This is a genomic window from Sphingomonas sp. DMC6, from assembly GCF_056314225.1.
This window is the reverse complement of sequence record NZ_JBQUYT010000008.1, coordinates 44,990-68,939: the sequence shown is the minus strand read 5'-3', so window position 1 is coordinate 68,939 and position 23,950 is coordinate 44,990. Positions and strand designations below refer to the sequence as shown.

General features: G+C 65.5%; 21 protein-coding genes and 1 tRNA gene. 9 read left to right on the top strand and 13 right to left on the bottom strand.

From position 1 onward, the window contains the following. Nucleotides 1–68 precede the first annotated feature (68 nt). Both ACT53M_RS16730 and ACT53M_RS16725 read left to right on the top strand, forming a co-directional pair. Nucleotides 69–656 carry an alpha/beta hydrolase gene (locus ACT53M_RS16730; RefSeq protein WP_476234829.1) on the top strand — a complete coding sequence of 196 codons (588 nt, stop codon included), beginning with the start codon at nt 69–71 and terminating at the stop codon, nt 654–656. Between the two features lie 146 nt (nt 657–802). After that, nucleotides 803–1,009, top strand: a complete 207-nt coding sequence (locus tag ACT53M_RS16725) for a hypothetical protein (protein WP_476234827.1) — start codon at nt 803–805, stop codon at nt 1,007–1,009. A gap of 85 nt (nt 1,010–1,094) precedes the next feature. On the opposite strand, the gene ACT53M_RS16720 is transcribed toward ACT53M_RS16725, so the two are convergent. Then, a tRNA-Ala gene (locus tag ACT53M_RS16720) sits at nt 1,095–1,170 on the bottom strand. A gap of 220 nt (nt 1,171–1,390) precedes the next feature. On the opposite strand from ACT53M_RS16720, the gene ACT53M_RS16715 reads away from it, so the two are divergent. After that, entirely contained in the window at nt 1,391–2,404 is a 1,014-nt protein-coding gene (locus ACT53M_RS16715) for a DUF2171 domain-containing protein (RefSeq protein ID WP_476234825.1), read from the top strand. A gap of 62 nt (nt 2,405–2,466) precedes the next feature. Here ACT53M_RS16715 and ACT53M_RS16710 read toward each other — a convergent pair whose 3' ends face one another. The 4 genes from ACT53M_RS16710 to ACT53M_RS16695 form a co-directional block, all read right to left on the bottom strand. Beyond that, nucleotides 2,467–3,414 (bottom strand): alpha/beta fold hydrolase, encoded by a 948-nt coding sequence (locus tag ACT53M_RS16710; RefSeq protein WP_476234823.1) that lies wholly within the window; start codon nt 3,412–3,414, stop codon nt 2,467–2,469. Beyond that, entirely contained in the window at nt 3,411–3,620 is a 210-nt protein-coding gene (locus ACT53M_RS16705) for a helix-turn-helix transcriptional regulator (protein WP_476234821.1), read from the bottom strand. The genes ACT53M_RS16710 and ACT53M_RS16705 overlap by 4 nt, the downstream gene beginning before the upstream one ends. Beyond that, nucleotides 3,617–4,039, bottom strand: a complete 423-nt coding sequence (locus tag ACT53M_RS16700; RefSeq protein WP_476234819.1) for a hypothetical protein — start codon at nt 4,037–4,039, stop codon at nt 3,617–3,619. Before ACT53M_RS16700 ends, ACT53M_RS16705 begins: the two co-directional genes overlap by 4 nt. Before the next feature lie 563 nt (nt 4,040–4,602). Beyond that, on the bottom strand, nt 4,603–5,667 hold the full coding sequence (locus ACT53M_RS16695; protein ID WP_476226888.1) for a hypothetical protein: 1,065 nt from the start codon (nt 5,665–5,667) through the stop codon (nt 4,603–4,605). A gap of 388 nt (nt 5,668–6,055) precedes the next feature. Here ACT53M_RS16695 and ACT53M_RS16690 point away from each other — a divergent pair, with 388 nt between their 5' ends. Then, complete coding sequence (locus ACT53M_RS16690; RefSeq protein WP_476234817.1) at nt 6,056–6,769, top strand: hypothetical protein; 714 nt, start codon at nt 6,056–6,058, stop codon at nt 6,767–6,769. Nucleotides 6,770–6,961: 192 nt separating this feature from the next. Here ACT53M_RS16690 and ACT53M_RS16685 read toward each other — a convergent pair whose 3' ends face one another. Next, the gene (locus ACT53M_RS16685) at nt 6,962–8,356 is read right to left on the bottom strand and encodes a glutamate ligase domain-containing protein (RefSeq protein ID WP_476234814.1); all 1,395 of its coding nucleotides are present in this window, start codon (nt 8,354–8,356) and stop codon (nt 6,962–6,964) included. Nucleotides 8,357–8,395: 39 nt separating this feature from the next. Between ACT53M_RS16685 and ACT53M_RS16680 the strand changes: the two genes are divergently transcribed. Beyond that, the gene (locus ACT53M_RS16680; RefSeq protein ID WP_476234812.1) at nt 8,396–9,217 is read left to right on the top strand and encodes an LD-carboxypeptidase; all 822 of its coding nucleotides are present in this window, start codon (nt 8,396–8,398) and stop codon (nt 9,215–9,217) included. Between the two features lie 10 nt (nt 9,218–9,227). Here the strand turns inward: ACT53M_RS16680 and ACT53M_RS16675 are convergent, their stop codons facing one another. Together ACT53M_RS16675 and ACT53M_RS16670 are read right to left on the bottom strand one after the other, a co-directional pair. Next, nucleotides 9,228–10,148, bottom strand: a complete 921-nt coding sequence (locus ACT53M_RS16675; RefSeq protein WP_476234810.1) for a LysR substrate-binding domain-containing protein — start codon at nt 10,146–10,148, stop codon at nt 9,228–9,230. A 158-nt stretch (nt 10,149–10,306) separates the two neighbouring features. After that, nucleotides 10,307–10,897 carry an outer membrane protein gene (locus ACT53M_RS16670; protein ID WP_476226883.1) on the bottom strand — a complete coding sequence of 197 codons (591 nt, stop codon included), beginning with the start codon at nt 10,895–10,897 and terminating at the stop codon, nt 10,307–10,309. A 310-nt stretch (nt 10,898–11,207) separates the two neighbouring features. On the opposite strand from ACT53M_RS16670, the gene ACT53M_RS16665 reads away from it, so the two are divergent. Continuing rightward, nucleotides 11,208–12,248: a D-cysteine desulfhydrase family protein gene (locus tag ACT53M_RS16665; protein WP_476234809.1), complete on the top strand. Its 1,041-nt coding sequence runs from the start codon at nt 11,208–11,210 to the stop codon at nt 12,246–12,248. Nucleotides 12,249–12,258: 10 nt separating this feature from the next. Here the strand turns inward: ACT53M_RS16665 and ACT53M_RS16660 are convergent, their stop codons facing one another. Continuing rightward, nucleotides 12,259–13,044, bottom strand: coding sequence for an arginyltransferase (locus tag ACT53M_RS16660; RefSeq protein WP_476234808.1), 786 nt, complete (start codon nt 13,042–13,044; stop codon nt 12,259–12,261). Between the two features lie 250 nt (nt 13,045–13,294). Then, nucleotides 13,295–14,539, bottom strand: coding sequence for a threonine ammonia-lyase (locus ACT53M_RS16655; RefSeq protein WP_476234806.1), 1,245 nt, complete (start codon nt 14,537–14,539; stop codon nt 13,295–13,297). A gap of 58 nt (nt 14,540–14,597) precedes the next feature. Here ACT53M_RS16655 and ACT53M_RS16650 point away from each other — a divergent pair, with 58 nt between their 5' ends. Continuing rightward, nucleotides 14,598–16,256 carry an amidohydrolase gene (locus ACT53M_RS16650; RefSeq protein ID WP_476234804.1) on the top strand — a complete coding sequence of 553 codons (1,659 nt, stop codon included), beginning with the start codon at nt 14,598–14,600 and terminating at the stop codon, nt 16,254–16,256. A 6-nt stretch (nt 16,257–16,262) separates the two neighbouring features. On the opposite strand, the gene ACT53M_RS16645 is transcribed toward ACT53M_RS16650, so the two are convergent. Both ACT53M_RS16645 and ACT53M_RS16640 read right to left on the bottom strand, forming a co-directional pair. Then, complete coding sequence (locus tag ACT53M_RS16645; protein ID WP_476234802.1) at nt 16,263–17,810, bottom strand: GH39 family glycosyl hydrolase; 1,548 nt, start codon at nt 17,808–17,810, stop codon at nt 16,263–16,265. Between the two features lie 246 nt (nt 17,811–18,056). Then, nucleotides 18,057–18,335, bottom strand: coding sequence for a hypothetical protein (locus tag ACT53M_RS16640; RefSeq protein ID WP_476234936.1), 279 nt, complete (start codon nt 18,333–18,335; stop codon nt 18,057–18,059). Between ACT53M_RS16640 and ACT53M_RS16635 the strand changes: the two genes are divergently transcribed. Both ACT53M_RS16635 and ACT53M_RS16630 read left to right on the top strand, forming a co-directional pair. Next, a complete protein-coding gene (locus ACT53M_RS16635; RefSeq protein ID WP_476234800.1) occupies nt 18,217–20,070 on the top strand; it encodes a HAMP domain-containing methyl-accepting chemotaxis protein in 1,854 nt (617 codons plus the stop codon). The two genes, ACT53M_RS16640 and ACT53M_RS16635, sit on opposite strands and share 119 nt — an antisense overlap. A 120-nt stretch (nt 20,071–20,190) precedes the next feature. Further along, complete coding sequence (locus ACT53M_RS16630) at nt 20,191–21,234, top strand: DUF2332 domain-containing protein (RefSeq protein ID WP_476234797.1); 1,044 nt, start codon at nt 20,191–20,193, stop codon at nt 21,232–21,234. Nucleotides 21,235–21,428: 194 nt separating this feature from the next. Here the strand turns inward: ACT53M_RS16630 and ACT53M_RS16625 are convergent, their stop codons facing one another. Then, on the bottom strand, nt 21,429–23,876 hold the full coding sequence (locus ACT53M_RS16625) for a TonB-dependent receptor domain-containing protein (protein WP_476234795.1): 2,448 nt from the start codon (nt 23,874–23,876) through the stop codon (nt 21,429–21,431). Nucleotides 23,877–23,950: the final 74 nt, after the last annotated feature.

Below are 23,950 nucleotides of genomic sequence, written 5' to 3'. Positions count from 1 at the left end.
GCTATTGCCTAGCCCGCAACTAGGAATAGCATTGATGCGTTGCGGCCTCGATTCGGAGAATCGCGCGCATGACCGGACTCGTCCTTGCCAGCCCTGACCTGTTCTCCGTAGTGACCATGGGCGATGCTCCCTCGCGCTTCTGGCGCGCGGTGCTCGGCCTGCCTCCCCAGGGGGAAGCCCATATCCCTTACACCGCCGAGACGCCCAGCCAGCGGAGCCTGTGGGCCGCACGGCTGGACGACGTGGTGCTGCACGCGCCGCGGCCGGTGTTGCTGGTCGCCAGCGGGGCGAGCTGCTTCGCGGCTGCCTGGTGGGCGCGCCTATCGCCGGCCAGCTATGTGTCGCGTGTCGCGGGCGCGTTGCTGCTGGTGCCGGGGGCCGACCGCCTCGACCCCACGCTGCCCGAGCGGTTCGATTCTCCGCGAGCAGCCTTGCCCTTCCCTTCGGCGCTGGTTGACATCGACCGGCCTGCCCGAAGCGACCCGCAGCGCCTCCACCTGCTCGCCCAGGGCTGGGGCAGCGGCCTGCTCCAGATTCCAGAGCAGGAACGCACGCCGTGGCAAAACGCCCGCGCGCTGGCATTGCGACTGACCGCCCAAATCATCGACCGACGCCTGCGCGTCGCCGATGCGCTGGGTGTGATTATGGAGGACTAAACAGACTCCTAGAAGGCTCCGGCACATCGCCAGAAAATAACCCTCGACATTACAGTGTTATTTACATCCGTTCCGGTTATATCTTGCGGCCTCCTGTAAACGGTGCATGATCCACGCATCGAAGAATCTACAGGAGGAGGATCGCTATGAGTCGGATTATTGCAGCAGCCGCCACGCTGGCGCTGATCGCTACACCTGCGCTGGCAGGCCCGTGCAAGGACGCCAAAGGCAAGTTCGTGAAGTGCCCAACCGCAGCAGCCCCCACAGCCGCTTCGGGCGTAACCAAAGACGCCAAAGGCCGGTGCCACGTCGCCAGCGGTCCGAAAAAGGGCCAGTTCACCAAATGCCCCTGATGCCGCCGATGGCAGAATGAACCCGGCCCTTGCCGATCCGGCAGGGGCCATCATGCTATAAAGAAAAAGAAAGCAAAAGGGCGGCTGGTGGAGCTGAGGGGAATCGAACCCCTGACCTCTGCAGTGCGATTGCAGCGCTCTCCCATCTGAGCTACAGCCCCGCCGCCGGTCCCCGGGGTGCCCCGGGAGGGGCTCCCATTAGCGACAGCCGCAACGCGATGCAACTGGCTTCGCACATTCCCGGCCGGCGGTTTTTTCGCCGCGCCGAAGCGTCTGTACACGCTGCAAATTTCAGGAACTGATCGCGCGCCCGCTCGCTTGTGACGCAGACGGCAACAAGAAATCGCCGCACTTCCCAAGCCCGAAGCAGGAGATAGGCAGATGAACGATCGCAACAATCCCTATGCGCCGAACGATCGCTATGACGGTAGCGATGGCGATTATACCCGCGATTATGGTTCGGGGCGCGATTACAGCTATTCCAGCGCGCGCGACTATACCGCCGCGGGCGAGCTGGGCGGCGGGCGCGGCCGGTATGGCGGGCGCGAGCAGCGGGACTATCGCGACGACTGGAACCGCAACCGGCCCGACTGGCGCACACAGGGTTATGGCCAGCAGCAGCGCTATGGCGGCCAGAACCAGCGCGACCGCGACTTCGGCAGCTATGGCAATTATGGCGGCAACTACGGCGGCTATGGCCAGGGCGGGCAGCAGAACCGCGGCTGGACCGATCGCGGCGCCAGCAACCGCGACTGGGGCCGCAGCGGCGGCGCCGGCAACAACTATGACGACGATCGCGGCTTTTTCGAACGCGCCGGCGACGAGGTCCGCTCGTGGTTCGGCGATGAAGAGGCCGAACGCCGCCGCCGCATGGACCAGCGCCAGGACGAACTGCGCGCCCGCCAGGAAGGCCGCGAGCACCCCGACAATCACTACAGCAGCTGGCGCCGCAGCCGCATCGAGGAGTTCGACCGCGATTACGACGAATATCGCCGCGAGAATGCCCAGCGCTTCCACAACGAATTCGAAAGCTGGCGCACCGAGCGCACCGGCCAGCGCGACGCCCTGCGTCGCGTGACCGAGCATATGGAAGTGGTCGGCTCCGACGACGTGCATGTCGGCACGGTCGACAAGGTGCGCGGCGACCGCATCCTGCTGACCAAGACCGACACCGATGCCGAGGGGCGCCACCACTCGATCCCCTCGCGCTGGATCCAGTCGGTCGACGACAAGGTCCGGCTGCGCAAGACCGCCGAGGAAGCCCAGAACCACTGGCGCGACGAGGAACGGTCGGGCGCGCTGTTCGGCGAGAAGGGTGAGGACCGCACCGACCGCGACGACCAGAACTGGCGCAGCGACCGCAACCTCAACCGGAGCTTCTCGGGCACCTATTGAGCCCGCGCAGCAGAAAGGGGCGCCCGGCCGCGATGCCGGGCGCCCTTTTCACACCCCCCGCCTCACCGCAAAAAGCCGTTCAGCGCCCCGGCAAATGCCTCTGGCTGGTCGAGCATGATGAAATGGCCGCTGTCGGCCACGCCCTGCACCGCCAGATGCGGCGTCCCGGCATATTGCTTGCGGTAAAAGTCGAGCGCCGACACCTCGCCACCCTGCGCCGCCGCCGACGGCACCAGCACCAGCACCGGCGCGGTGATACCGGCAAGTTCGGAGCGCATATCGGTGGTCATGTCCTCATAAAAGGCCTGGGCGCTGACCCGCAGGTCGGCCTGCCGCGTCCAGGCCGCGACCTTCACCCGCGAATCCGGCTTCAGCGCGAGTTGCGCCGCGCTCTGGTTGACGAAGGCATCGGGCAGCGTCTTGCCATAGAGGCTCGCCATCTGCGTGCGCAGCATGTCGGCGACGGGCTTCACGCTCTGCACCGTGGCGTCGACCGAAGACAGCACCCCGACAAACGGCAGCGCATCGACGATCAGCACCCGGCCGGCATCGCCGGGGTGCCGCGCGGCGAGCATCAGCGCAACCAGCCCGCCCATCGAATGCCCCACCACCGGCACCGCACCCAGCTTGCGCGACGCGATCAGGCTGTGGAGATCGGCGACGATACCGTCGAGCACGCCGGGCTGGAGATTGGCGCGCGGATCATCGCCGGCAAAGCCGTTCACCTGCACCGCATAGACGGTGTGGTGCCGGGCGAGATCGGGCACCACACCGTCCCACACCGCGCGCGGGCTCGCCAGGCCGGGGATCAGGATCACCGGGCTGCCGCTGCCCGATACCGACACCGAGACATGGTCCATCTGCACCAGCGCCGCCTCGGCCGGGGCGGCCGCAACCGTCGCCGCACGGGCATGGCCGAACCAGCCATTCGCCACCGCAAGGGCAATGAAAATCGCCGCCCAGGGCAGCGCCCGGTCGCGGCGGCACAGGCAAGACGCCAGACGAGTCATTGGTCGTTCTCCAGTGCGGGATTGACGAAAATCGCTTCGATGGCGAGGCCGAACAGATCGGCGATCTTGAAGGCGAGCGGCAGCGAGGGATCGTAGCGGCCGGTCTCGATGGCGTTGACGCTCTGGCGCGAGACCTCCAGCCGCTCGGCAAGATCCTGCTGGCTCCAGCCGCGCTCGGCACGCAGCACGCGCAGGCGGTTCTTCATGCGCAGCCCCCGTCGCCCCGGCTGCGCAGGCGGATCACCCCCTGGCTGAGCCCCATGCCGAACGCCCACAGCGGAAAGGCGCCCCAGAGCGGGAAATGCGCGACCACCCCGCCCTCTTCCAGAAACCCCCAGACGGTGAAGAAGGCGAGCACCACCCCGAGCCCGCCCAGCGCCGCCGTGGCGTTGGTGGCGCGCAGAAACTCGTCCTTCTCCTCAACGAGATAGAGGCCATAGGCAGTGATCGCCGCAAGCAGCGGCAAGGCCGGCGCCAGTGCCAGCAGGAACAGCGCCGCGCCCTGCGGATGCCAGGCACGGCTGGCCATCGCACAGGCGATGATGACGACGGCATAGATCCCCATCGCACTGGAGAACCGCCAGCTATAGCGGCGCTGGGCCGGGTTGAGACGCTCACGCTGCATGTCAAGCTCCCTTGCGAATCAGTCAAGTTAACTTTACGTCAAGCGCGCTTTACATGTCAATGGTGCTTTACAGACCTGCCGCCTTGGGAGCGTACTCCAAAGCGCATCGAGAGAAATCCCTTCCGCCGGGATGACAGGTGTTTTCCGGCGCACGCCCGGCCGGCTGGACCGGGGGTGAAGTTTAGGAAGTTTAGGCTCACGCGCGTGCGCGAGAGGGACGAGAGGCTGTTGATCCGACAGAGGCAAAGAGCGGCGCCTTATTGAGATGCAACCTGAACATATAGGGAACATGCAGCTGGGAACAAGAGGCAGCAGGCTGGCTGGAAGTGGAACGGAGCTGCCGTTCCTAGGTGATGTGCCAAATGGCAAGTCCTGCCAGGAGCCGACGTCCAGCGCTGCGCTGGCCGGCTATCAGACATCGACCGAGGCTGGGCCGATAGCTGAAGGTCGGCTTCACGTTTAGGCAAGGCCGAAGTCGGACGCGGCGGAGCCTCCTGCAGCAAAATGGGCAACAGGGTTGCGCAGATGAATTTTTGATCCGGACCGCGCCGGGTCGGCAAGGATTACTGCTTCTTAGCCTCGACCGCGCTCGGCGCGGACGGCGGGCTGGGAATTTTTAGATACCCTTGAAGATACGCTGCCACGATCGTGGCGAGTACCGTGGCGATTATTCCAATTGCCCACGAAGTGAATGATGGCCAGATACGGCCTAGCATTCCGGTCTTCTTCTCCCCGAGATAAATTGCAGCGAATGGAACGTACCGCGAGTGGAGCCAATTCACCGCAACTATGAGCGCCAAAACTGCTCCCATCAAAACGGCGCGATCCCGAAGGGTCGACAGGCTAGGTAGAACGACGATTCCGCCTAGCATAAGGACTTGATTTACTCCAACGCCCCATCGTTTTATGTTCGTCACGTAACTTCGTTCATACCGCTTTAGGTCGCGCTTAAGCGTCTCTAAACGACCTAATACCCATGCCTCATTCGCGCCCTGCGTCATGGCTGTATTAGCGCCGGGGCCAAATTCCACCGATACCACATTGTTTGCGCCCAACCCGTCCGGTTTCTGCGCAAAGATTTTAATAATTTCTGCTCTATCCGCACTGAATTGCAGCTGCTTGAAATCGTCTAAGTAGCGAGCTTGCTCGGTGCCAGCGACCACCGTTATGATCACAGTCGGAAAGTCGTTTCGAATGCTCTCCGCAATCTCCGTAAACTGGCTGCGGTTTATTTCAATCGCACCAAAATGGTGACGCGCGACGTGAAACTGCTCGATCCTTTGGGCTTCGTCTGACTGTCCTCCATCGCCGTGCGGGAAGAGAACAAACGTGCCCGCCGAACCAACCGTTGTTTCCCAATCACCCCTTATTTCGCCCTTGCCGTCCATCTTTCCGACGATCGTCAGGGCGCCAAATTCAAGCCCCTCTATCTCGATCTGGGGCTGCCCCGATAGTTTCAGTGATGCTCCCTCAAACGTGCCCTGGACGGCATAGATGGCAATCGCCACACCGGGTTCATTCATTCGCAGCGTGCCAGTCAGGGCCGAATCATCGCCCTCGAGTGTGATGAACACATTGCCAGTGTTTGTGCCGAACGCGCGGCCAGCCCAACGCTTTGCTATAGTCATGAGTGCCCCTTTGCGTTCTTATAGCCTGGATAAAGCGGAAAGAACAAGCTGCGAACATCGGCGGGATAGCTGACGTTCCGTTGCGCGAACTACTCTATGAAAAATCAAGAGCATGCGGCGTAACAGAATTGGGTTCTAAGTTTGCGTTAGTGGATTACAGATCGCGAAGGGCGTCGCGGGTCAACGCTTGAGCCGAAGCCGACATCTAATAGAAACGGCAACAGTCAGGGAAGCAACGGCGGTGCGTCGAGAAGCTTTGACTGATGTACTGAGAAGCGGTGGCCAAACCGCTCGCGCACTCGACCGATCATAGGCGCGTACCATGATGGCGCAAACGGAGACTGCGTCCTGGGTGTCGGTCTTGCAGGCGACTCCCTATACTCGGACGATGATCCAGTTCCTCAACTCCAATGCCGGGGCCGTAACAGCGCTTGCCACGGTAGCATTGCTGATAGTGACCGGCTGGTACGCGTGGACGACGCGAGCCCTCTTACGAGAGGCTGAGAAGACCCGCCTATCCGCTGGAGAACCACGGGTTGTTGCTTACCTTCGTGTTCACGAGATCCATTCGAACTTTGTGCAGCTTTGCGTAGCCAACCTAGCCGGGGCAGCGGCGGCCGGTGTCACAGCCTCAATTGCGAAGGTGACAGAATGGCCACTTGAGTTCGACCTAGAGAACTCGGCGATTTTACGCGATCTCAAGTTCTTACGGCCGCACGAAGTCTTGCATTTCGATTTGGAATCAGGCCCGGAACTGTTCCGGGACAATGAGCCGGCCGTCTTCAAAGCCCACATTGCGTTCGAGAGCCTAGATGGCCGAAAATTCACTTTCGACGACATTCTCAAGGTTGAAAGCGTTACCGGCCACGGCAATTGGCAAGTCTATGGAATTGATGATGTTGCTAGAAGGCTCAAGGAGATTGCCGATACAATGAAGTCAGTTACCGGAGGTCGGCGCCTAAAAGTCGATGCCTTCAGTGGGGCTGATCGTCGAGAAGAGCGGCGCTTGCAGAAAGAGCAAAGGGAGCGTTTTAATAGACTGCAGCAACCCGGGCCGGATCAGACTCAGCCTTCGCCTCACCCATTAAAAGGCTCGGAGTGATATCAACCGACGGCAGCTTTCAAGATTGCCGGCCGGTGGATCGAACGGCCGACATGGGGCGCGCTTCTGACAGAGAGCCTCGCGCTGAGCGAACGGCAGGTTCTGGCCGAAGCTTCCATTTAAAGCCCGACCGCGAGAGACGCATGTTGGTCGCAAGCTGACCACCGCCTTTCCCAACGCGGCGAGGCCGCCCTACCCCCTCAACCGCTCCACCATCTCCGCCGCCACCTGGCTCAGCGTATCGTCGCGCGCGCCCATCACGACGATGCGGTCGCCGGGGCGGGTCTGGGCCACCAGATGCGCCGCCGCCGCCGCGCGGTCCGGGATGTGGAGCGCGGTGGCGCCGGTTGCCGCGACATCGGCGATGATGTCGGCGCTGGTCACTTCGCGGGCGACGGTGCCGCCGTGATAGACCGGATCGGGCAGCACCAGCACGTCCTCGCGCCCCAGCTTGCCCGCAAACATCGCCACCAGTTCGTGCCGCATCACCTTCAGCGGGCCATAGCCGTGCGGCTGGAACAGGATCAGCAACCGGCCGGGAAAGGCGTGGAGCGTGTCGAGCGTCGCGGCGATCTTGTCCGGATTGTGCCCGAAATCGTCGATCACGGCGACGCCGCCCGCCTCGCCCACCAGCTCGAAGCGGCGGCGCAGGCCGGTGAAGCCGGCGATGGCCGCGCAGGCATCGGCCAGCGTCACCCCCGCCGCCACCGCCGCGCCGATCGCCGCCAGCGCATTGGCGACATTGTGCCGGCCGGGCACCTGCAGCCGCACGCGGTGCGTCTCGCCGCCGGTGACGAGATCGAAGCGTATCGCAAACGCCTCCGGCACCAGATTGACCGCCATCAGGTCCGCCTCGCCCTCCACTGCGAAGGTGCGGGTGCGGCCACGGTCGAGCGCCATGGCCAGCGCGGCGCTTTCCGCATCGCCGACATTGACCACGGTGGTCGCCGCCTTGCCGGCAAAGCCGCCGAACAGCAGCCGCAATTCCTCCAGCGATTTATGGTCGAGGCTGACATTGTTGAGCACGGCGATGTGCGGCCAGTAATTGGCGATCGAGCCGTCGCTTTCATCGACTTCGCTGACGAACGCCTTGCCGCCGCCCACCAGCGCGCTGGCGAACGGCGCATCGGGGGTGGCGAAATTCTTCATCACCGCGCCGTTCATCACCGTCGGGTCGCGGCCGCAGGCGTGGAGAATCCAGCCGATCATGCCGGTGACGGTGGACTTGCCGCTGGTGCCCGCCACGCCGATCGAACAGGGCGAGGCGTTGAACAGGCTGGCGAGCAGCTCGGCCCGGGTGCGGCGCTCGCAGCCCAGCGCGGCGGCACGGACCATGTCGGGCACGCTCGGTTCGATCGCGGCGGAGGCGACCACCACCTGATCGGGCGACTGTACGCCGCTGCCGTCCTGCGCGAACAGGCCGATGCCGCGCGCGCGCAGCCAGTCGAACTTGGCGGGCAGGCGCGCCTGGTCGAGGCTGCGGTCCGATCCGGCGACGCGGGCGCCCTGCCCGGCGAGGATCAGCGCCAGCGGCATCATGCCCGATCCGCCTATCCCTACGAAGAAGTATGCTTTGCGGTGCTGCATGGGCACGCTATCGGCGGTTTGAGGAGTGTGGGCAAGCATATGCGGATCGGCGTCGTCGCACCGGCACGAACGGTGACCAGGGAATCCTCGCTGCGGATGGCGGCGTTCATGGCGCTGACCTATCCGGAGCACGAGATCGTGTTCCACCCGCAATGCTTTGAGGAAGCGGGGCATTTCGCCGGGACGGACGCGGTGCGCGCCCAGGCGTTTCTGGAATATGCCAATGATCCGGCGATCCACGCCATCTGGTTCGCGCGCGGCGGCTATGGATCGAACCGGATTCTGGAAGCGGTGATGCCGCATCTGGGGGACGCGGCGCGGCGCAAGACCTATCTGGGCTATTCGGACATGGGGTTCATGCTCGGCGCGCTCTATGCGGCGGGGATCGGCCATGTCGCGCACGGGGCGATGGCGAGTTCGCTCGGCCGCAACGACGACGGCAAGGATGCCGGCTGGTCGCTCGGCTGGCTGATCGAGCGCGACCGGCGCGGGCTGGAGCCCAGCCTGGCCGACGGGCGGCCGGCGGCGGCGTTCAACCTGTCGATCCTGACCTCGCTGATCGGCACCAAATATCTGCCCGACCTGACCGACCATGTGCTGATGATCGAGGAAGTGTCGGAACCGCTGTACCGCATCGACCGGATGCTGTTCACCATGGCCCATGCCGAGCAGCTGAAGGGCGTGGCCGGCATCCGGCTGGGCGCGGTGACCGAGATCGACCCGAATGGCGGCGAGGCGTTCGGCGAGACGATCGAGGAGATGATCGTGCGCTGGTGCCGCGAAATGGGCGTGCCCTATCTGGGCCGCGCCGAAATCGGCCATGTCCATCTGAACCGGGTGGTGCCGTTCGGGGTGGCGTAAGCGCTTTTCCTCAGCCGGTCTGTTGCAGCATCCGCTCGGCGAGCTGCCGGTCCACTCCCGGCACGACATGGTCGATAAAGGCGCGCAGCGTGGGGGTCATGCTCTTCTTCGAGGGATAGCAGAGGCTGATCGCGAAATCGTCGGTCCGCCAGTCGGGCCAGAGGCGGACGAGCTGGCCGGCGGCAAGTTCCTCTTCGCAGGCGACCTGCGGAATCACTGCCACGCCCAGCCCTGCGCGGGCGGCCTCCAGGATCACCGACCCGTCATCGCTCGCCAGCCGCGGTTGCATTTCAAGCTCGCGGCGCTCGCCCGAGCTGTGCACCAGCGTCCAGCGCATCTCCCGGCCGGGCGCGCCGAAGACAAGCGTCGGGATGTCGCGCAGCGCCATCACATCGCGGCCGGCAAGGCTGGCCGCAAGCGCAGGCGCCGCCACCATCACCCGGTGCAGCCGCGCAAACTCGCGATAGATCAGCGAGCCCGAGCTGGGCGGATCGACATTGCCGCGCAGCATCACGTCGAACGATTCGCGGACCAGATCGACATCTTCGCTGGTGACATGCAGTTCCAGCCGCACGCCGGGATAGCGGGCGAGAAAGCCGGGCAGCAGATCCTGCTCCAGCGCGCGCGCGAACCCCGGCTGGCAGCACACGCGCAGCAGGCCGACGATTTCGGTGCGGGTGCGCTGGGCGATCAGCCGGGTCGCATCGATGCGGTCGGCGATCACGTCGCAATGCTCGAAAATCTCGCGGCCCGCCTCGGTCAGCCGCAAACTGCGCGTCGACCGTTCGAGCAGCCGCATCTGCAGATCATTTTCCAGCCGCGCGACCTGGCGGCTCAGCTTGGCCTTTTGCGAGCCCGTCGCGCGCGCAGCCGCGGTGAAGCCGCCGTGGCGGACCACCTGCGCAAAGGCGGCAAGGTCATCGAGGTGCATGGCCCGTCGATACCAGCAATTGCACGTCCGGGAAGCCTTTCAAAAGCTGGCGCCCGGCCGGGGGTGGACCGGCCGGGCGCGCCCTGCGGCGCGTCGCATACGCACGCAGGCTAGGGCCGGCGCCATTGGTTGGGGGGGAACCAGGCGCCGGCGCGGGATCAGAAGCGATAGGCGACGCCGAACAGCACCTGGTGCCGGTCGAACTTGCCGTCACCACCGCTGAGGTCGGTGTAGCGATATTCGAGGCGGGCGGAGACCTTGTCGGTCACCATCCGCTCAAGGCCGCCGCCGACCAGCCAGCCATCGCGGCTTTCGGAAACCGAGCGGCCCGCAAGCGTGGTGCCGACCAGTTCATTGGCATAGCCGCCGCGGACATAGACCAGGGTCGCCGGCGTCACGAGATAGCCGGCGCGCAGGCTGGCATCGATCGAACGCTTCGGATCGACCTGCACACCGCCCCGGGTGAAGGCGCTGTCGATCGGCAGGTTCAGTTCGGCCTGGCCGCCGACCACGATGTTCTGCGCGACCTGCCTGTCATAGCCGACAAAGCCGCCGGCGACGCCCGTATCGTGATGGCCGATCACCGGCGTCACGCCCAGGTCGGTGGTCGGGTTGCGCACGCCGGTATATTCCCAGCCTCCCTGCACACCCACCGACGGCCCGTTGAACGACGAGGCGGACTGGGCATGCGCGGCACCTGCGATCGACAGCGCGGCGACGGCGGCGAGGCCATGGATGAATTTCTGCATTGTAACGCTCCTCTGAACAAACGGGATGGAGCGTAATTCGCCTGCATGGGGGAGCAGCCCGCCGGACCTCCGGCGCAAATACCCGTTTCCTCCGTGCGATGGGCGGTCACCCTCACATCGTTGCCGTCATTTCGTGTCGTTACGAGGCCGTGATTAGGGGGCAAAAGTGAGAATGACCGTTGCCGAAATCGCATCAATCGGCAGCAGGAGCGGCGCCCATTCCATGTCCACGGCTTGCCATCCGCACGGCTGCGCGGGCATGCGGGGGCGCCGGTTTTTACCCCCCGGCGGCACGGTATAAGGATGCGCGATGAACAACCCTGCGATCGACCCCGCCGCGCTGCGTGCGCGCCATGGCGCTGTCCGGCTGCTCGCCCATCCCTCGCCGATCGAACGGCTGGAACGGCTGGAACGCGCGCTAGGCACGCGCACCGCCCTCTATGTGAAACGCGATGACGTGGCGGGCATTGGCGGTGGCGGCAACAAGCTGCGCAAGCTGGAGTTCCTGCTGGGCGAGGCGCTGGCGCAGGGCTGCGACACCTTCGTCACGACCGGCGGGCTGCAATCGAACCATGCGCGGCTGAGCGCGGCGGCGGCGGCGCGGACGGGGCTGGCCTGCGAACTGGTGCTGGGCGATGTCGTGCCGCAGCACGATCCCGACTATCGCCACAACGGCAATCTGCTGCTCGACGGCCTGTTCGGCGCGACGGTCCACCGCGTGCCCGGCGATATCGACCCGCTCGCCTTCGCCCAGGCGCGGGCAGCGGCGCTGCGGGCGGAGGGGCACCGCCCCTATGTGGTGGGCGCGGGCGGTTCCTCGCCGGTCGGTGCGCTGGGCTATGTCGGCTGCGCCTGGGAAATACTGGCGCAGGAGGCGGCGCTGGGGCTGCGGTTCGACCGGATTCTGGTCCCCAACGGCAGCGCCGGCACCCATGCCGGGCTGGCGGCAGGCATGGCGGCAGCCGGCGAGCCGGTGGCGCGGGTCCAGTCCTTCGCCGTACTGGCCACCCCGGAGCGCGCCCATGCCGAAACGCTGGCGCTTGCGCAGGCGACACTGGCGCACAATGCCCTGCCCGGCAGCATCGCCGCCGACGCCATCCGCATCGACGGCAGCCAGCGCGGCCCCGGCTATGGCATCCCCACGCCGGCGATGTGCGAAGCAGTCGAACTGCTCGCCCGCACCGAGGGGCTGCTGCTCGACCCGGTTTATAGCGGCAAGGCCTTTGCCGGGCTGATCGCGGCGGTGCGCGCCGGTGCCTTCGCCCCGGACTCCGCAGTCCTCTATGTGATGACCGGCGGCGTGCCGGGTCTGTTCGCCTATCGCAGCGTATTCGAGGCGGCGGCGGGCTGAGCCCGGCGGTTCAGGCGAATTCGCGCGCCGCTACCGGATCGGGCATGGCAACGCCCTCGCCCGCCTCTTCCAGCAACGCCCAGCCATTGGGGCCGAGCACTTCGATCGGGCGATAGCGGGTCTTGTACGCCATGCGCGCGCTGCCCTTCACCCAATAGCCGAGATAGACATAGGGCAGGCCCGCCGCACGCGCGCGCAGGATGTGGTCCATGATGATGAAATTGCCCATGCCGGGCCGGCTTTCATCCTCGGCGTCGAAGAAGCTGTAGATCATCGACAGGCCGTCGGCCTGCTGGTCGGTGATGCAAGCCCCCACCAGCCGCCCGCGGCCACCCTCGGGCGAGGGTTCGCGATATTCGATGACATAGGAAGTGACGGGCGACTGCTCGACCATGTCGGCATAGTCGTTCTCGTCCATCGCCGCCATGCCGCCGCCCGGGTGCCGCGCGCCCAGATAGCGCTGCAGCAACGCGAATTGTTCCTGCGTCGCCCAGGGCTTGCACGCCGTGACTTCCAGATCGCCCATGCGCTTCAGCAGCTTGCGCTGGGTGGCGTTGGGGCGAAAACCGTCCGCCACCACGCGCACCGATACGCAGGCGGTGCAGCCCGCGCAGCTCGGGCGGTACGCGACCGACTGGCTGCGGCGGAACCCGATGCGGCCCAGCGCATCGTTCAGTTCACTCGCATGGGCGCCGGAAAGTTCGGTGAAGATCTTCCGCTCCTGGCGGCCCGGAAGATAGGGACAGGGCGACGGACTGGTCACGAAGAAACGCGGAAAACGGGAAAGTGCAGTCACCGCCGTGTCGCCCCTCTGTTCCTGTGGCCCGGTCCCTAACCGGTCCTTCTGGCGCAGTTATGCAGGCACAGACGGATGATGAAAAGCCGCTTTACCATGAAAGAGCGTTAACGCGATCTTCGGGATATGCGTTTGCGAAGGTTAACATTCGCGCGCACCGGCGACAGGGCGCAGCGCCACTATAGAATCGCGGAATCCGCGAGGGAATCGGCGCGCGACTCGAATCGTCGCGCGCCCGATTCGGTTCGTCTCAGTTGAGCTCGACCATCGTCACTTCATATTGCGCGCGGCGCAGGGCGGTCATCAGCCGGTCGAGATGGTTGCGGTCGCGCGTCTCGCACTCGATGTCGGTGATCAGGCCCTTGGCGGGCAGCGTGGTGAACACCCGCTGGTGATACACCTCGATGATGTTGACGCCCTGTTCGTGGAAGATGCGCGCGACATGGAACAGCGCGCCGGGCCGGTCCTGCAGCCGGATGCGCAGCCGCGCCAGCCGGCCCGAACGCGCCAGATCGCGCAGCAGCACGTTCGCCAGCAGCCGCGTGTCGATATTGCCGCCGCACAGGATGGTGCCGACGGTCTTGCCCTTGAAGCGCTCGGGCTCGGCGAGCAGCGCAGCCAGGCCGGCAGCCCCTGCCCCTTCCACCACCGTCTTTTCGATCTGGAGCAACAGGCTCACTGCCTCTTCCAGCCGCCGTTCGCCGACCAGCACGATGTCGTCGACCAGCGCCTCGACGATCTTCGCGGTCAGTTCGCCGGGATATTTGACGGCAATGCCCTCGGCCAGCGTGTCGCCGGCACAGGGCATTTCGGTATGGTGGATGCGGTTGTACATTGACGGATAGAGTTCCGCCTGCACCCCCACCACCTCGACCGGATGGGGCTGCGCGCGCGCCACCACCGACGCGCCGGAGATCAGCCCGCCGCCGCCGATCGGCACCACCAGCGTGTCGATCGCCGGCACGTCCTCGAGCATTTCGAGCGTGGCCGTACCCTGCCCCGCGATCACGCGCGGGTCGTCGAACGGATGCACGAAGGTATAGCCGTGCTCGGCTTCCAGCTCGCGGCTGTGCGCATAGGCGGCGTCGAACGTCTCGCCGTGCAGGACCACGGTGGCGCCGTGCCCTTCGGTCTGCGTCACCTTCACGATCGGCGTGTTCTTCGGCATCACGATCGTGCTGGGGATGCCCAGCCGCGTCGCGTGATAGGCCAGGCCCTGCGCATGGTTGCCGGCCGATGCCGCGATCACGCCCTTGGACCGCGCCGCCTCATCGAGTTGCAACAACGTGTTGAGCGCACCGCGTTCCTTGTACGCGGCCGTGAACTGGAGATTTTCGAACTTCAGATAGACGGTCGCGCCGGTCAGCTTCGACAGCGTCTTGCTCAGCAGCGTCGGCGTGCGCACGATTGCGCCCGAAATCCGCTCCCCCGCCGCGCGGACATCGTCGATCGATACGGGAAGGGCGGCGGATGCGGATGCTGCTTTGGTAGCCATGATTCCGATCGCCTAGACTATCTGGCGCGCCGGGGGAACTGGCCCTATGCCTGCGCCCATGTTCACGCGCCTCAAGCGACTTGTCGCCGCCGCCGCCCTGCTGCTCGCACCCGCCGCACAAGCAGATGGAATTGTTGACAATGTCAACGGCATCACGCTCGACGCAAAGGGTGCGGTGGTGCGGTTCGAGGCGCTGCAGATCGACCCCTGGGGCAAGATCGTCGCGCTGATCGCCAAGGGGCAGAAGCGGCCGAAAAAGCTGGTCTGGCGCGTCGACATGAAAGGCGCGACGATGCTGCCGGGCATGATCGACGCCCATGGCCATTTCATGGGGCTGGGCTTTCAGCAGCTCCAGCTCGACCTCAGCGCCACCACCAGCCTTGACGAAGCGCTGACCCGCATTCGCGACAATGCCGCCACCAGCCGCGCCAAATGGATTCTGGGCCGCGGCTGGAACCAGGAGGCGTGGAAACTCGGCCGCTTCCCGACCGCTGCCGAACTCGACCGCGCGGTGAGCGACCGGCCGGTCTGGCTGGAGCGCGTCGATGGCCATGCCGGCTGGGCCAACAGCCGCGCGCTGGCGCTGGCCGGCATTACTGCGGCGACCAAAGACCCGGCGGGCGGGCGGATCGAGCGCGACGCGGCAGGCAACCCCACCGGCGTGCTGGTCGACGGCGCCACCGCACTGGTCGCGAAGATCATTCCCCAGCCCACGCCGCGCGAGCGCAATGCCGCCTTCCTTGCCGCGCAGGACCGGTTGCTGTCGCTGGGCATCACCGCCACCGCCGACATGGGGACGACCGTCGACGACTGGCTGACCTATCGCGGCATGGGCGATTCCAACCTGCTGCGCGTACGCATCCTCAGCTATGCCCATGGCGTAGAGACCGCGCTGCAGGTGGCAGGCACCGGCCCCACCCCCTGGCTCTATGGCGACCGGCTGCGGATGGGCGGCATCAAGCTGTATGCCGACGGCGCGCTTGGCTCGCGCGGTGCGTGGCTGAAGGAAGACTATGCCGATGCGCCGGGGCAGAAAGGGCTCGCCTTTTTGAGCGACGACCAGTTGCTGAACCTGATGGCGCGCGGGTCGATGGACGGGTTCCAGATCGCGGTGCATGCGATCGGCGACCGCGCCAACCAGCAGATTCTCGACGCGATCGATGTCCTGTCGGAGACCTATAGCGGCGACCGCCGCTGGCGGATCGAACATGCCCAGATCGTCGATCCCAAAGACCTGCCGCGCTTCGGCCTGCACGGGACGATCGCGTCGATGCAGCCGGTGCACCAGACCAGCGACATGCATATGGCCGAGGTGCGGCTGGGCGCAGGCAGACTCGCGGGTGCCTATGCCTGGCGCTCGATGCTGAAAGCGGGCGGCCGGCTGGCCTTCGGCTCCGACTATCCAGTCGAAAGCCCCGATCCCTGGGCCGGCTGGGCGGCCAGCTTCACCCGCGCCGATGCGAGCGGCCAGCCCGAAGGCGGCTGGCGCCCCGAAGAGAAGCTGACGCGCGAGGAAGGCTGGGCGGCCTTCACGCTGGGCGGCGCCTATGCCGGCTTTGCCGAGGACAAGATCGGGCGGCTGGCGCCGGGCCTGTGGGCCGATTTCATCATCGTCGACCGCGACCCGCTGGCCGCCTCCCCCGCCGAGCTGCGAGGCACCCGCGTGCTCGAAACCTGGGTCGGCGGCCAGCGCGCCTGGGTGCCGAAAAAGGGCTGAGCGCGGTTACGGCTTCGCCCTGCCGGCCGGCACCTCCACCAGCGCCAGCGCATTAGGCTCCAGCGTGACCGACAGCGCACTTCGGGCGTCGAGCGGCGTGGGCGTCGCGGCGGGCACGGCGGCGGCGGCATTGAACGTCGCGATCTGCTGGCGCGTCGGGTAGCGCGGGCTGCCCGCGGCACGATAGGCAACGCGCGAGTTGCCACGCTGCGAATCGATGATCGTCACGCTGGCCACCGTGCCGGGGCGGGCGCCCGGCAGGTTGAGCGTCACATGGCGATCGCTGCCCTGCCGGTCGGGCGGGACCAGATTCCACAGCGCGACCGCCAGCGTGCCGTCGGCGCGGCGGGTGGCCAGCACCTGATTGCCCGCCGCCGCCATGCGCTGCTCGCCCAGACGGTGGAGCAGCGCAAAGGCCGTATAGCCGGGCTTGCGGATGCCGCCGGGGCCGATCAGGCCGAACTGGCCATGGAAGGGCGAGGTGTCGGGGCCATTCTCCTCGAACACCGCGCTGAAGGTCCAGAACGACATCGCCTCGCTCAGACCGTCGCACTGGGCGATGTCGTCGGCGAGCGCGGCGCCCAGATAGCTGGTGTCGCGCGCATCGCGCTCGCCATAGGAAGGCACATTCCATTCGGTCCACAGGAGCGGCAGCTTCGGCTGCGGCGATGCGGCGATCTGGTCGTGGACCTTCTTCACCGCGCGGCACAGCCGCTGCTCCATCGGGATGGCCTCGTGCGTGCCGAACAGATCCTCGACCGTGTCGTCGGCATAGCCATGGGTGGATACGAAATCGACCGGCACCCCCGCCTGGTGCATGTGGCTGATGAATTCGGGCACCCAATGCGCCGAGGATGAGGACGGACCGCCGACCCGCAGCCGGGCATCCACCGATTTCAGCGCGCGGGCAGTGTGCTCGTACAGGGTGAAATAGGTTTCCTGCTTCGGCTCGCCGGCCCAGAAGTCGATATTCGGTTCGTTCCAGACCTCGAAATACCAGTTCGCTACTTCGTCGATGCCGTAGCGCTCGACCAGGTGCTTGCCCAGCGCCGCGATCAGCGCATCCCAGCGGCCATAATCCTTGGGCGGCGCGACGATCGGGCGGTACCAGAAGGGATGCCCCGCCTGCCACGCGGCGAGCTTTTTGGGCATGAAGCTGATCTCGACCACCGGCCGCACGCCTTCGGCCAGCAACCCGTCATAGATCTGGTCGACATAGCTGAAATTATACACGGGGTTGCCGTGTTCATCCTCGTCATAGACGCCGTTCTCGTCATGGAGCAGGGCGTGGAAGCGGACATAGCGCAGGTCCGTCGCCTGCTTCATCGCCCGCAGATCCTCACGATATTGCGCGCGCAGCGACAACGATGCCCGGCCCGAACCGAACATCGTCTCCCAGAAATGCGGGAAGGGATGCGCGGCAGCGTTCACTGGCACGGTCACGATGTCCGCATCCGGCGCAGGACCGCGCGCGTGCGCCGGCAATGAGGCGAGCGCCCCCAGCCCGGCTGCCAGCCCCAATCGAAATGCCATGCGGAAAAAACCTGCCGTCATGCGATCCGCTCCTGTGTTTTGATCCGGCAAGTGTCGGCCGCCCAGCCGCGTACGTCAACGCGCACGACTCTGATCCGTTACTGACGACCCTATGGGCATTCCGTAGACATCCTTAAGTCCCCACAGCGCCGACAGCACAAAGATCGCTCTATAATGCGGTGAACTACAAGGAAGCCGAAGGTAACGGATCCGCGTATGTGTTTATTGGTGACGCGTGTCACGAAAGCGAGGTGGAACATGGCAGGCTCATGTTCGGCTGCGACGCGTGCCACGCGGATCCACGGTGCCGCACAGGCAAAGCCATGACGCGGCCTTTCCCCTCCTCTTCTGAATTTTGGCCGGGTGCGGGCGTCGCTGAAGGGTGTCGTGCTTCCGGTCGCACAAAGATGAGTCGGAAAGAACAGTAATGATTGCATCGATGAAAATCCCGAGGAAGCTCGCGCTGTCATTCCTGTTGATCTGCGCGTCGGCTGCGGTCGTGATGATCGTGTTTTTCATGAACATCTCGATGATCGGGTCCGTCACCGATCAGAACAATCTCAGCCAGCAAGTGCATGCCAAGACGCTGACGCTGGAAACGGCGCTGCTGCGCCAGAACAGCCAACTGCGGGGTTTCCTGGTTACGGCCGATCCGACCTATCTCAAATCCTATGACGAGGGCCGAAAGGAATATGACGAGACTTCGGCCGACCTCGAAAAGCTCCTGACCGATCCGGCGCTGCTCGACGCCCTGCGCAAGTCGCGCAGCGAAACGCTGGCCTGGCGCGAGAAATGGGGCGATCGCCTGATCGCGGAAGTAAAGGCCGGGCGCCGCGATGCGGCCCAGGCCGAAGTGCGCAATGCCGGCAAGGCAGTGCTGATTTCCGCCGCGGTGCTGCCGCTGCGCGCAATCAAGGATGCACAGGCCAAACTGATCGAGAAGAATTCGGCGCGACAGGAAACTGCGATCACCACCGCGACGACGGTGCTGATTATCGGCGCGATTGCGCTGATCGGCATCGCGATCGGCCTGGCTGCCACGCTCAGCCGCATCATCGCTCGGCCGATCAGCCAGCTTACCCGCACCATGGCCGATCTAGCTGCCGGCCGGAACCATATCGAGGTGCCCGCAACGGCACGCGGCGACGAGCTGGGTGACATGGCGCGCGCGGTGCTGGTGTTCCGCGATGCTGCCGTCGCCAAGGAAGCGATGGATGCCGCCGCTGCCAAGGCCGAAGCTGAGCAGAAGCTCGTGGTCGATACCGTTTCGACGCATCTCGGCGAACTGGCGCAGGGCAATCTGACCGCAGTGATCACCACCGAATTCCCCGCGCACTATGGCGTGGTGAAGACCAACTTCAACGACGCGATCCAGAGCCTGCGCGACCTGATCGCCTCGCTGATGGAGGCAACCAGCTCGATCCACACCGGCTCGAACGAGATCGCCCAGGCCAGCGAAGACCTCGCCCGCCGTACCGAAGCCAATGCCGCCAGCCTGGAACAGACTGCCGCAGCAGTCACTCAGATGGACCAGCGGCTCAAGGCGACCGCCGCAGCGGCGGGCCGCACCGTGGAGCGCGCCGACGGCACGATGTCGACCGTCGACAATGGCCGCTCGACCGCCGACGAGGCAGTGCAGGCGATGACGCGCGTGTCCGACAGCGCAAAGGGCATCGACAGCGTGATCGAAGGCCTCGACAAGATCGCGTTCCAGACGCGCGTTCTCGCCATGAATGCCGCCGTCGAAGCCGGTCGTGCCGGGGAGGCGGGCCGCGGCTTCGCGGTGGTGGCCGATCTCGTCTCTGCCCTGGCGATGCGGGCCGAGGAAGAAGCCGGCCGCGCCCGTGACCAGCTGACCGCGACGCAGAGCGACATCGTCACCGCAGTGGAAGCGGTGCAGCGCGTCGACGGCGCGCTGGCCGATATTTCCAACGGGGTGGGCGAAGTGCATCAGCTGCTGGGCAACATGGCCTCGGATAATCAGGCCCAGTCGAGCGCGGTGACCGAGATCAGCGCTGCCTTGGGGGCGATGGACCAATCGACCCAGCAGAATGCCGCGATGGTGGAAGAAACTTCCGCCGCCGCCCGCAACCTGGCGAGCGAAGTCAGCGTGCTTTCCGAAAAGGCCAGCCGCTTCAAGGTCGACAATGGCGCGCCAATGGCCAGCCCGCGCAGCACCGCGGCGCGGTTCATGGGCGAAGTGAAGCCGCTCCCCAAGGCCGCCGTCCCGGCACTGGTCCGCAGCAGCGGCGCCGCCGATGACGACTGGCAGACCTTCTAAGCCGAAGACACTTTAGATGCACTGCGTACCCTCGCCGATGGTTCCGGCAACGGATCGATCGACGACGGCCGCAGTGCGGGACGGCCGGGCTGGTCCCGCCAGGTCGTCGGGGGAATGTTGATGACCATGGTCGTGCCCCGGATGGGCTTGGGGGAACTCGGGCGGATGGCGCGTGTCACCCGCAAACTTGGCTCTCCGTTCGTCGCGGATGTGCTGGATGCGGCGCGGCGCCAGCTCCATCGCGGCCCGCGCAGCGAGGCGACAATCTGCGGCTGGCAGGGGGATGCAGCCGCGGCGGCGCTGGCGATGCGGCTTAACGCGGCGCTGCACTTCCTCGCCCGTCGCGGCCGGCCGGCGACGTTGGCCGCGCTCTACCGCGGCGACCATGCCGATTTCGACAGTGCCATTGGCGAAGCATTGTCAGCCGAGGATGATTTCATCGCCGGTTTTCTGCGTCGCACGCCGCAAACCAACGAGGTCGGTCGCGCCGGCGCGATCGTCGCGGCGCTGATGCAGGTGCGACGGCGCTTCGGCCTGCCGTTCGAACTGCTCGAGCTCGGTTCGAGCTGTGGGCTCAACCTCAATCTGGGGCGCTACGGCTATGATCTGGGCGGCGTGCTCGCCGGCGACCGCCACTCCCCCGTGCAGGTGGCACCCGATTGGAACGGGCCGCCGCCACTCCCTGCCCCGCTGGAAGTGGTGCGCGCGCAAGGGGTGGACCTGCACCCGCTGGACGCGAACGATCCCGCGACCTGCGAACGACTGGCAGCCTATATCTTCGCCGATCAGCCGCTGCGGCTGCACCGGTTGGAAGAAGCGCTAGGCATCGCCCGGCGCTATCCGCCGCAAGTCGCGCAGGGCGATGCAGCCGCATGGCTGGCGCGCCAGCTTGCCGCGCGGCAGCCCGAGGGCGTCTGCCGGGTAGTGATGCACTCGATGGTGCTCCAATATCTGCCGGCACGTGATCGTGCGGCAATCGTGGCGATGATCGAGGATGCCGGGCAATATGCCACGCCCGAACGCCCGCTCGCCTGGGTCGGCTTCGAATGGACCGAAACGCGCAGCGAGGTGCGGCTGTCGCTCAGCTGGTTCCCCGGCGGCGAGACACGCCGCGTGCTGGCGGTATGCCACCCTTATGGCAACGCGGTGGACTGGCAGGGCTAGACGCGCGCAACTTATGAAGTGGACGCAGCGTGTACTCCGCATCCCATTCGGGCGAAGCGGCGGAATCACGGGTGCAGTCGATAGCCGTGAGGTGCGTTCTTGCGCTGTGACCGCGCGCGAATGGAAGCCAACGCAGCGGTAAAGATGACATTCGGGGAGAATGCCCCGCAGCCACGCTGCGGGGCACGCCTGGATCAGAAGAACACGCGCGCCGAGGCGGTGAGCATCCGGCCCGGCAGGGTGCGGGCCAACACCACGCCATAGCTCGGGATGGTCGCATCGCCGATGTCGACGAACGCCATGGTGTTGAACAGATTGCTGGCATTGAGCGACAGCGACAACCGTTCGATCGGCCGTAGCTGCACGAAGGCGCCGACGGTGGTAAAACCGGGCATCTTCAGCTGGTTCACATCCTGCGAATAGCTGGAGGTCTGGCCGGCTACGTTGACGCCGAGCGTGACGAGTTTGTTCTCGAACTGCGGGGTGAGGCTGTAGATCGCCGCGGCCTGGTGGCGCGGCTTCTTGCCCACCACTGCGGGATCGTTCGCGGCGGTGATCTTGCCGCCGGAAAGCGTCAGGTTGCCGGTCACGCTGAACGGCCCCTTGCGTACCCGCGATTCCAGCTCCGCGCCATACGTGCGATAGGAACGCTGGACCACGCCGAACACCTGATTGCCATTGGCGTCGTTGTAGATCTGCGAATTGGTTTCGCGGGTGAGCGCATGAAAGGCCGTGACGTTTACGATCACGCCGCCGTTCCGGTATTTGAACCCGCCTTCGACCTGACGGACCGGATCATAAGCGGCGCTGCGATCGGCGAGGCCGCCGGTCGCGTGGTCGAGCGCCGGGGAGAACAGCACGCTGTCTGCCCCCGCCCGCGCCCCGCGGCTGTAGCGCGCGAACACCGACAGGGCTTTGGCCACCCGATAGTTAAGGCCGGCCGAATAGGAAACATACTGGTAGTTATAGTGCACCGGCCAGCGCGTGCTCGGATCGATCACCGGCACCGCCGCTTCCGGCCCGTTCATATCGATCCGCCCGTCGCCGTTCATGTCCTGCGGATGGGTAGCCTGATCGGCGAAGGCGCTGCCGCGCACCCGGCCCATGTCGTACCGGAGCGAGCCGCCCAGCGCGAAGCGACCCTTTTGCAGGTTGAATGAAGCGTAGGGCGCGGTGATGTCGTAGCGGACATCAACGTTGCGCGCGATGCCCGGCTGGCCGAGAAATCCGTAATCGACCACCCCGTTCTGGGTGATCAGCGTGCCGTCCGCGCGCCGCACGTCCACCAGCGCCGACGTGCCGCCGCCCACCACGTCCTGAAACACCGAGGTCATGCCCTCCGAAGTGTTCAGGTCCTGCAGCGCCTTGTACACGCCGAAAGTAGTCGTCAGCGTGCTGCCCTGGAGGTTCCAGGCGCGGCTGGCGCGAAAATCGTTGGTTACGTTGCGCATGCTGTTGATGCCGGCGCGATAGAAGCCGGTAGCCATCAGCAGGCCGTTGCCGTTCACGGTCGCCGGGTTGATCTGGCTGCCCTTGGCGGGGCCGGTGGCATAGGTCAGCACATTGCCCGGCTGGCCGGTGAACTGCGCCGCCATATCAGCAGCGGGGGATACCGCCAGCGGCACCACCTGGTTCAGCACACCGCTGTTGTCGGCGTAGCGGAAGCGCTCGGCGAGTGTCCACCCGCCCAGGGTAAACTGCGCCTCGAATCCCAGCGCCTTCGTCTTGGCGCGCATGTCATCCTGCATGTTGGTGGTCGCAATCGCGCCGTTATAGCTGGGCGCGATGCGGGTGGAGATGTAGCGCGACTGGGCAGTGTCCGAATTGATGTCGAAATTGGCGACGTTACGGAAACTGGGATGGTCGTTCGTGCCGCTCACCGCCACCGGATAGGTGTAGTAATAGGGGAAGCGATCGTCGAGCAGCTTGGCGTTGAACCGGATATAGCCGTTCGAAAACTGCCGGGTGACGTTGAGCTTCACCTGTCCGCCCTGCAACGCATCATATCCAGTTGCGCGCGGCCCTTCGCCTTGGCGGTAGAAGCCGCCGATATGGAAACGCCAGCCGCCACCGAGTTGCCCCCCATAATCCGCGTCGAGGCGCTGGGTGTTATAGTCGACGCCGGTGGATGCCTGCACCGAGCCGCCCTCGACTTCCCCCGTCTTCGAGACGAGATTGACGACGCCCCCGGGGGCGTTGGAAGCGAAGGTGGAAGACGAACCGCCGCGGATCGATTCAATCTGCGCGACATTCAGGTCGGCGCGCAGAAATATGTCCGACGGCGCGACGAAAAAGTCGCCAAATTCGAGCACGGGCAGCCCGTCTTCCTGCAACTGCAAATATTTGGCGCCGGCATTCACCAGCGGCAGACCGCGCACCGTATAGCTGTTGTTGGCGATGCCGGTGCCGGCTTCGGCGCGGATGCCGGGCACATTGCGCAGCAGATCGGCAAGCGAGATCGGCGCCAGCGCGGAAATGTCGCGTTCCTTCAGCGCGCTGGTCGACGTGGCGCTGTTCAGCGGATCGCGCGCCTTGGCGACACCAGTGGAGATCGAGGCGTTGTCGTCCACCGTGCGGCTCGCCTCCCAGGCGGTAACCGCCGGGGCGCCGTCATGCTGTTGGGCATGCGCAACCATGGGCATGAAAGCCGCAGCCATCGCTGCAGCCGATACAGTCTGGAGTAACCCCGAAGCCCGAACTCGCATAGTTTTGATTC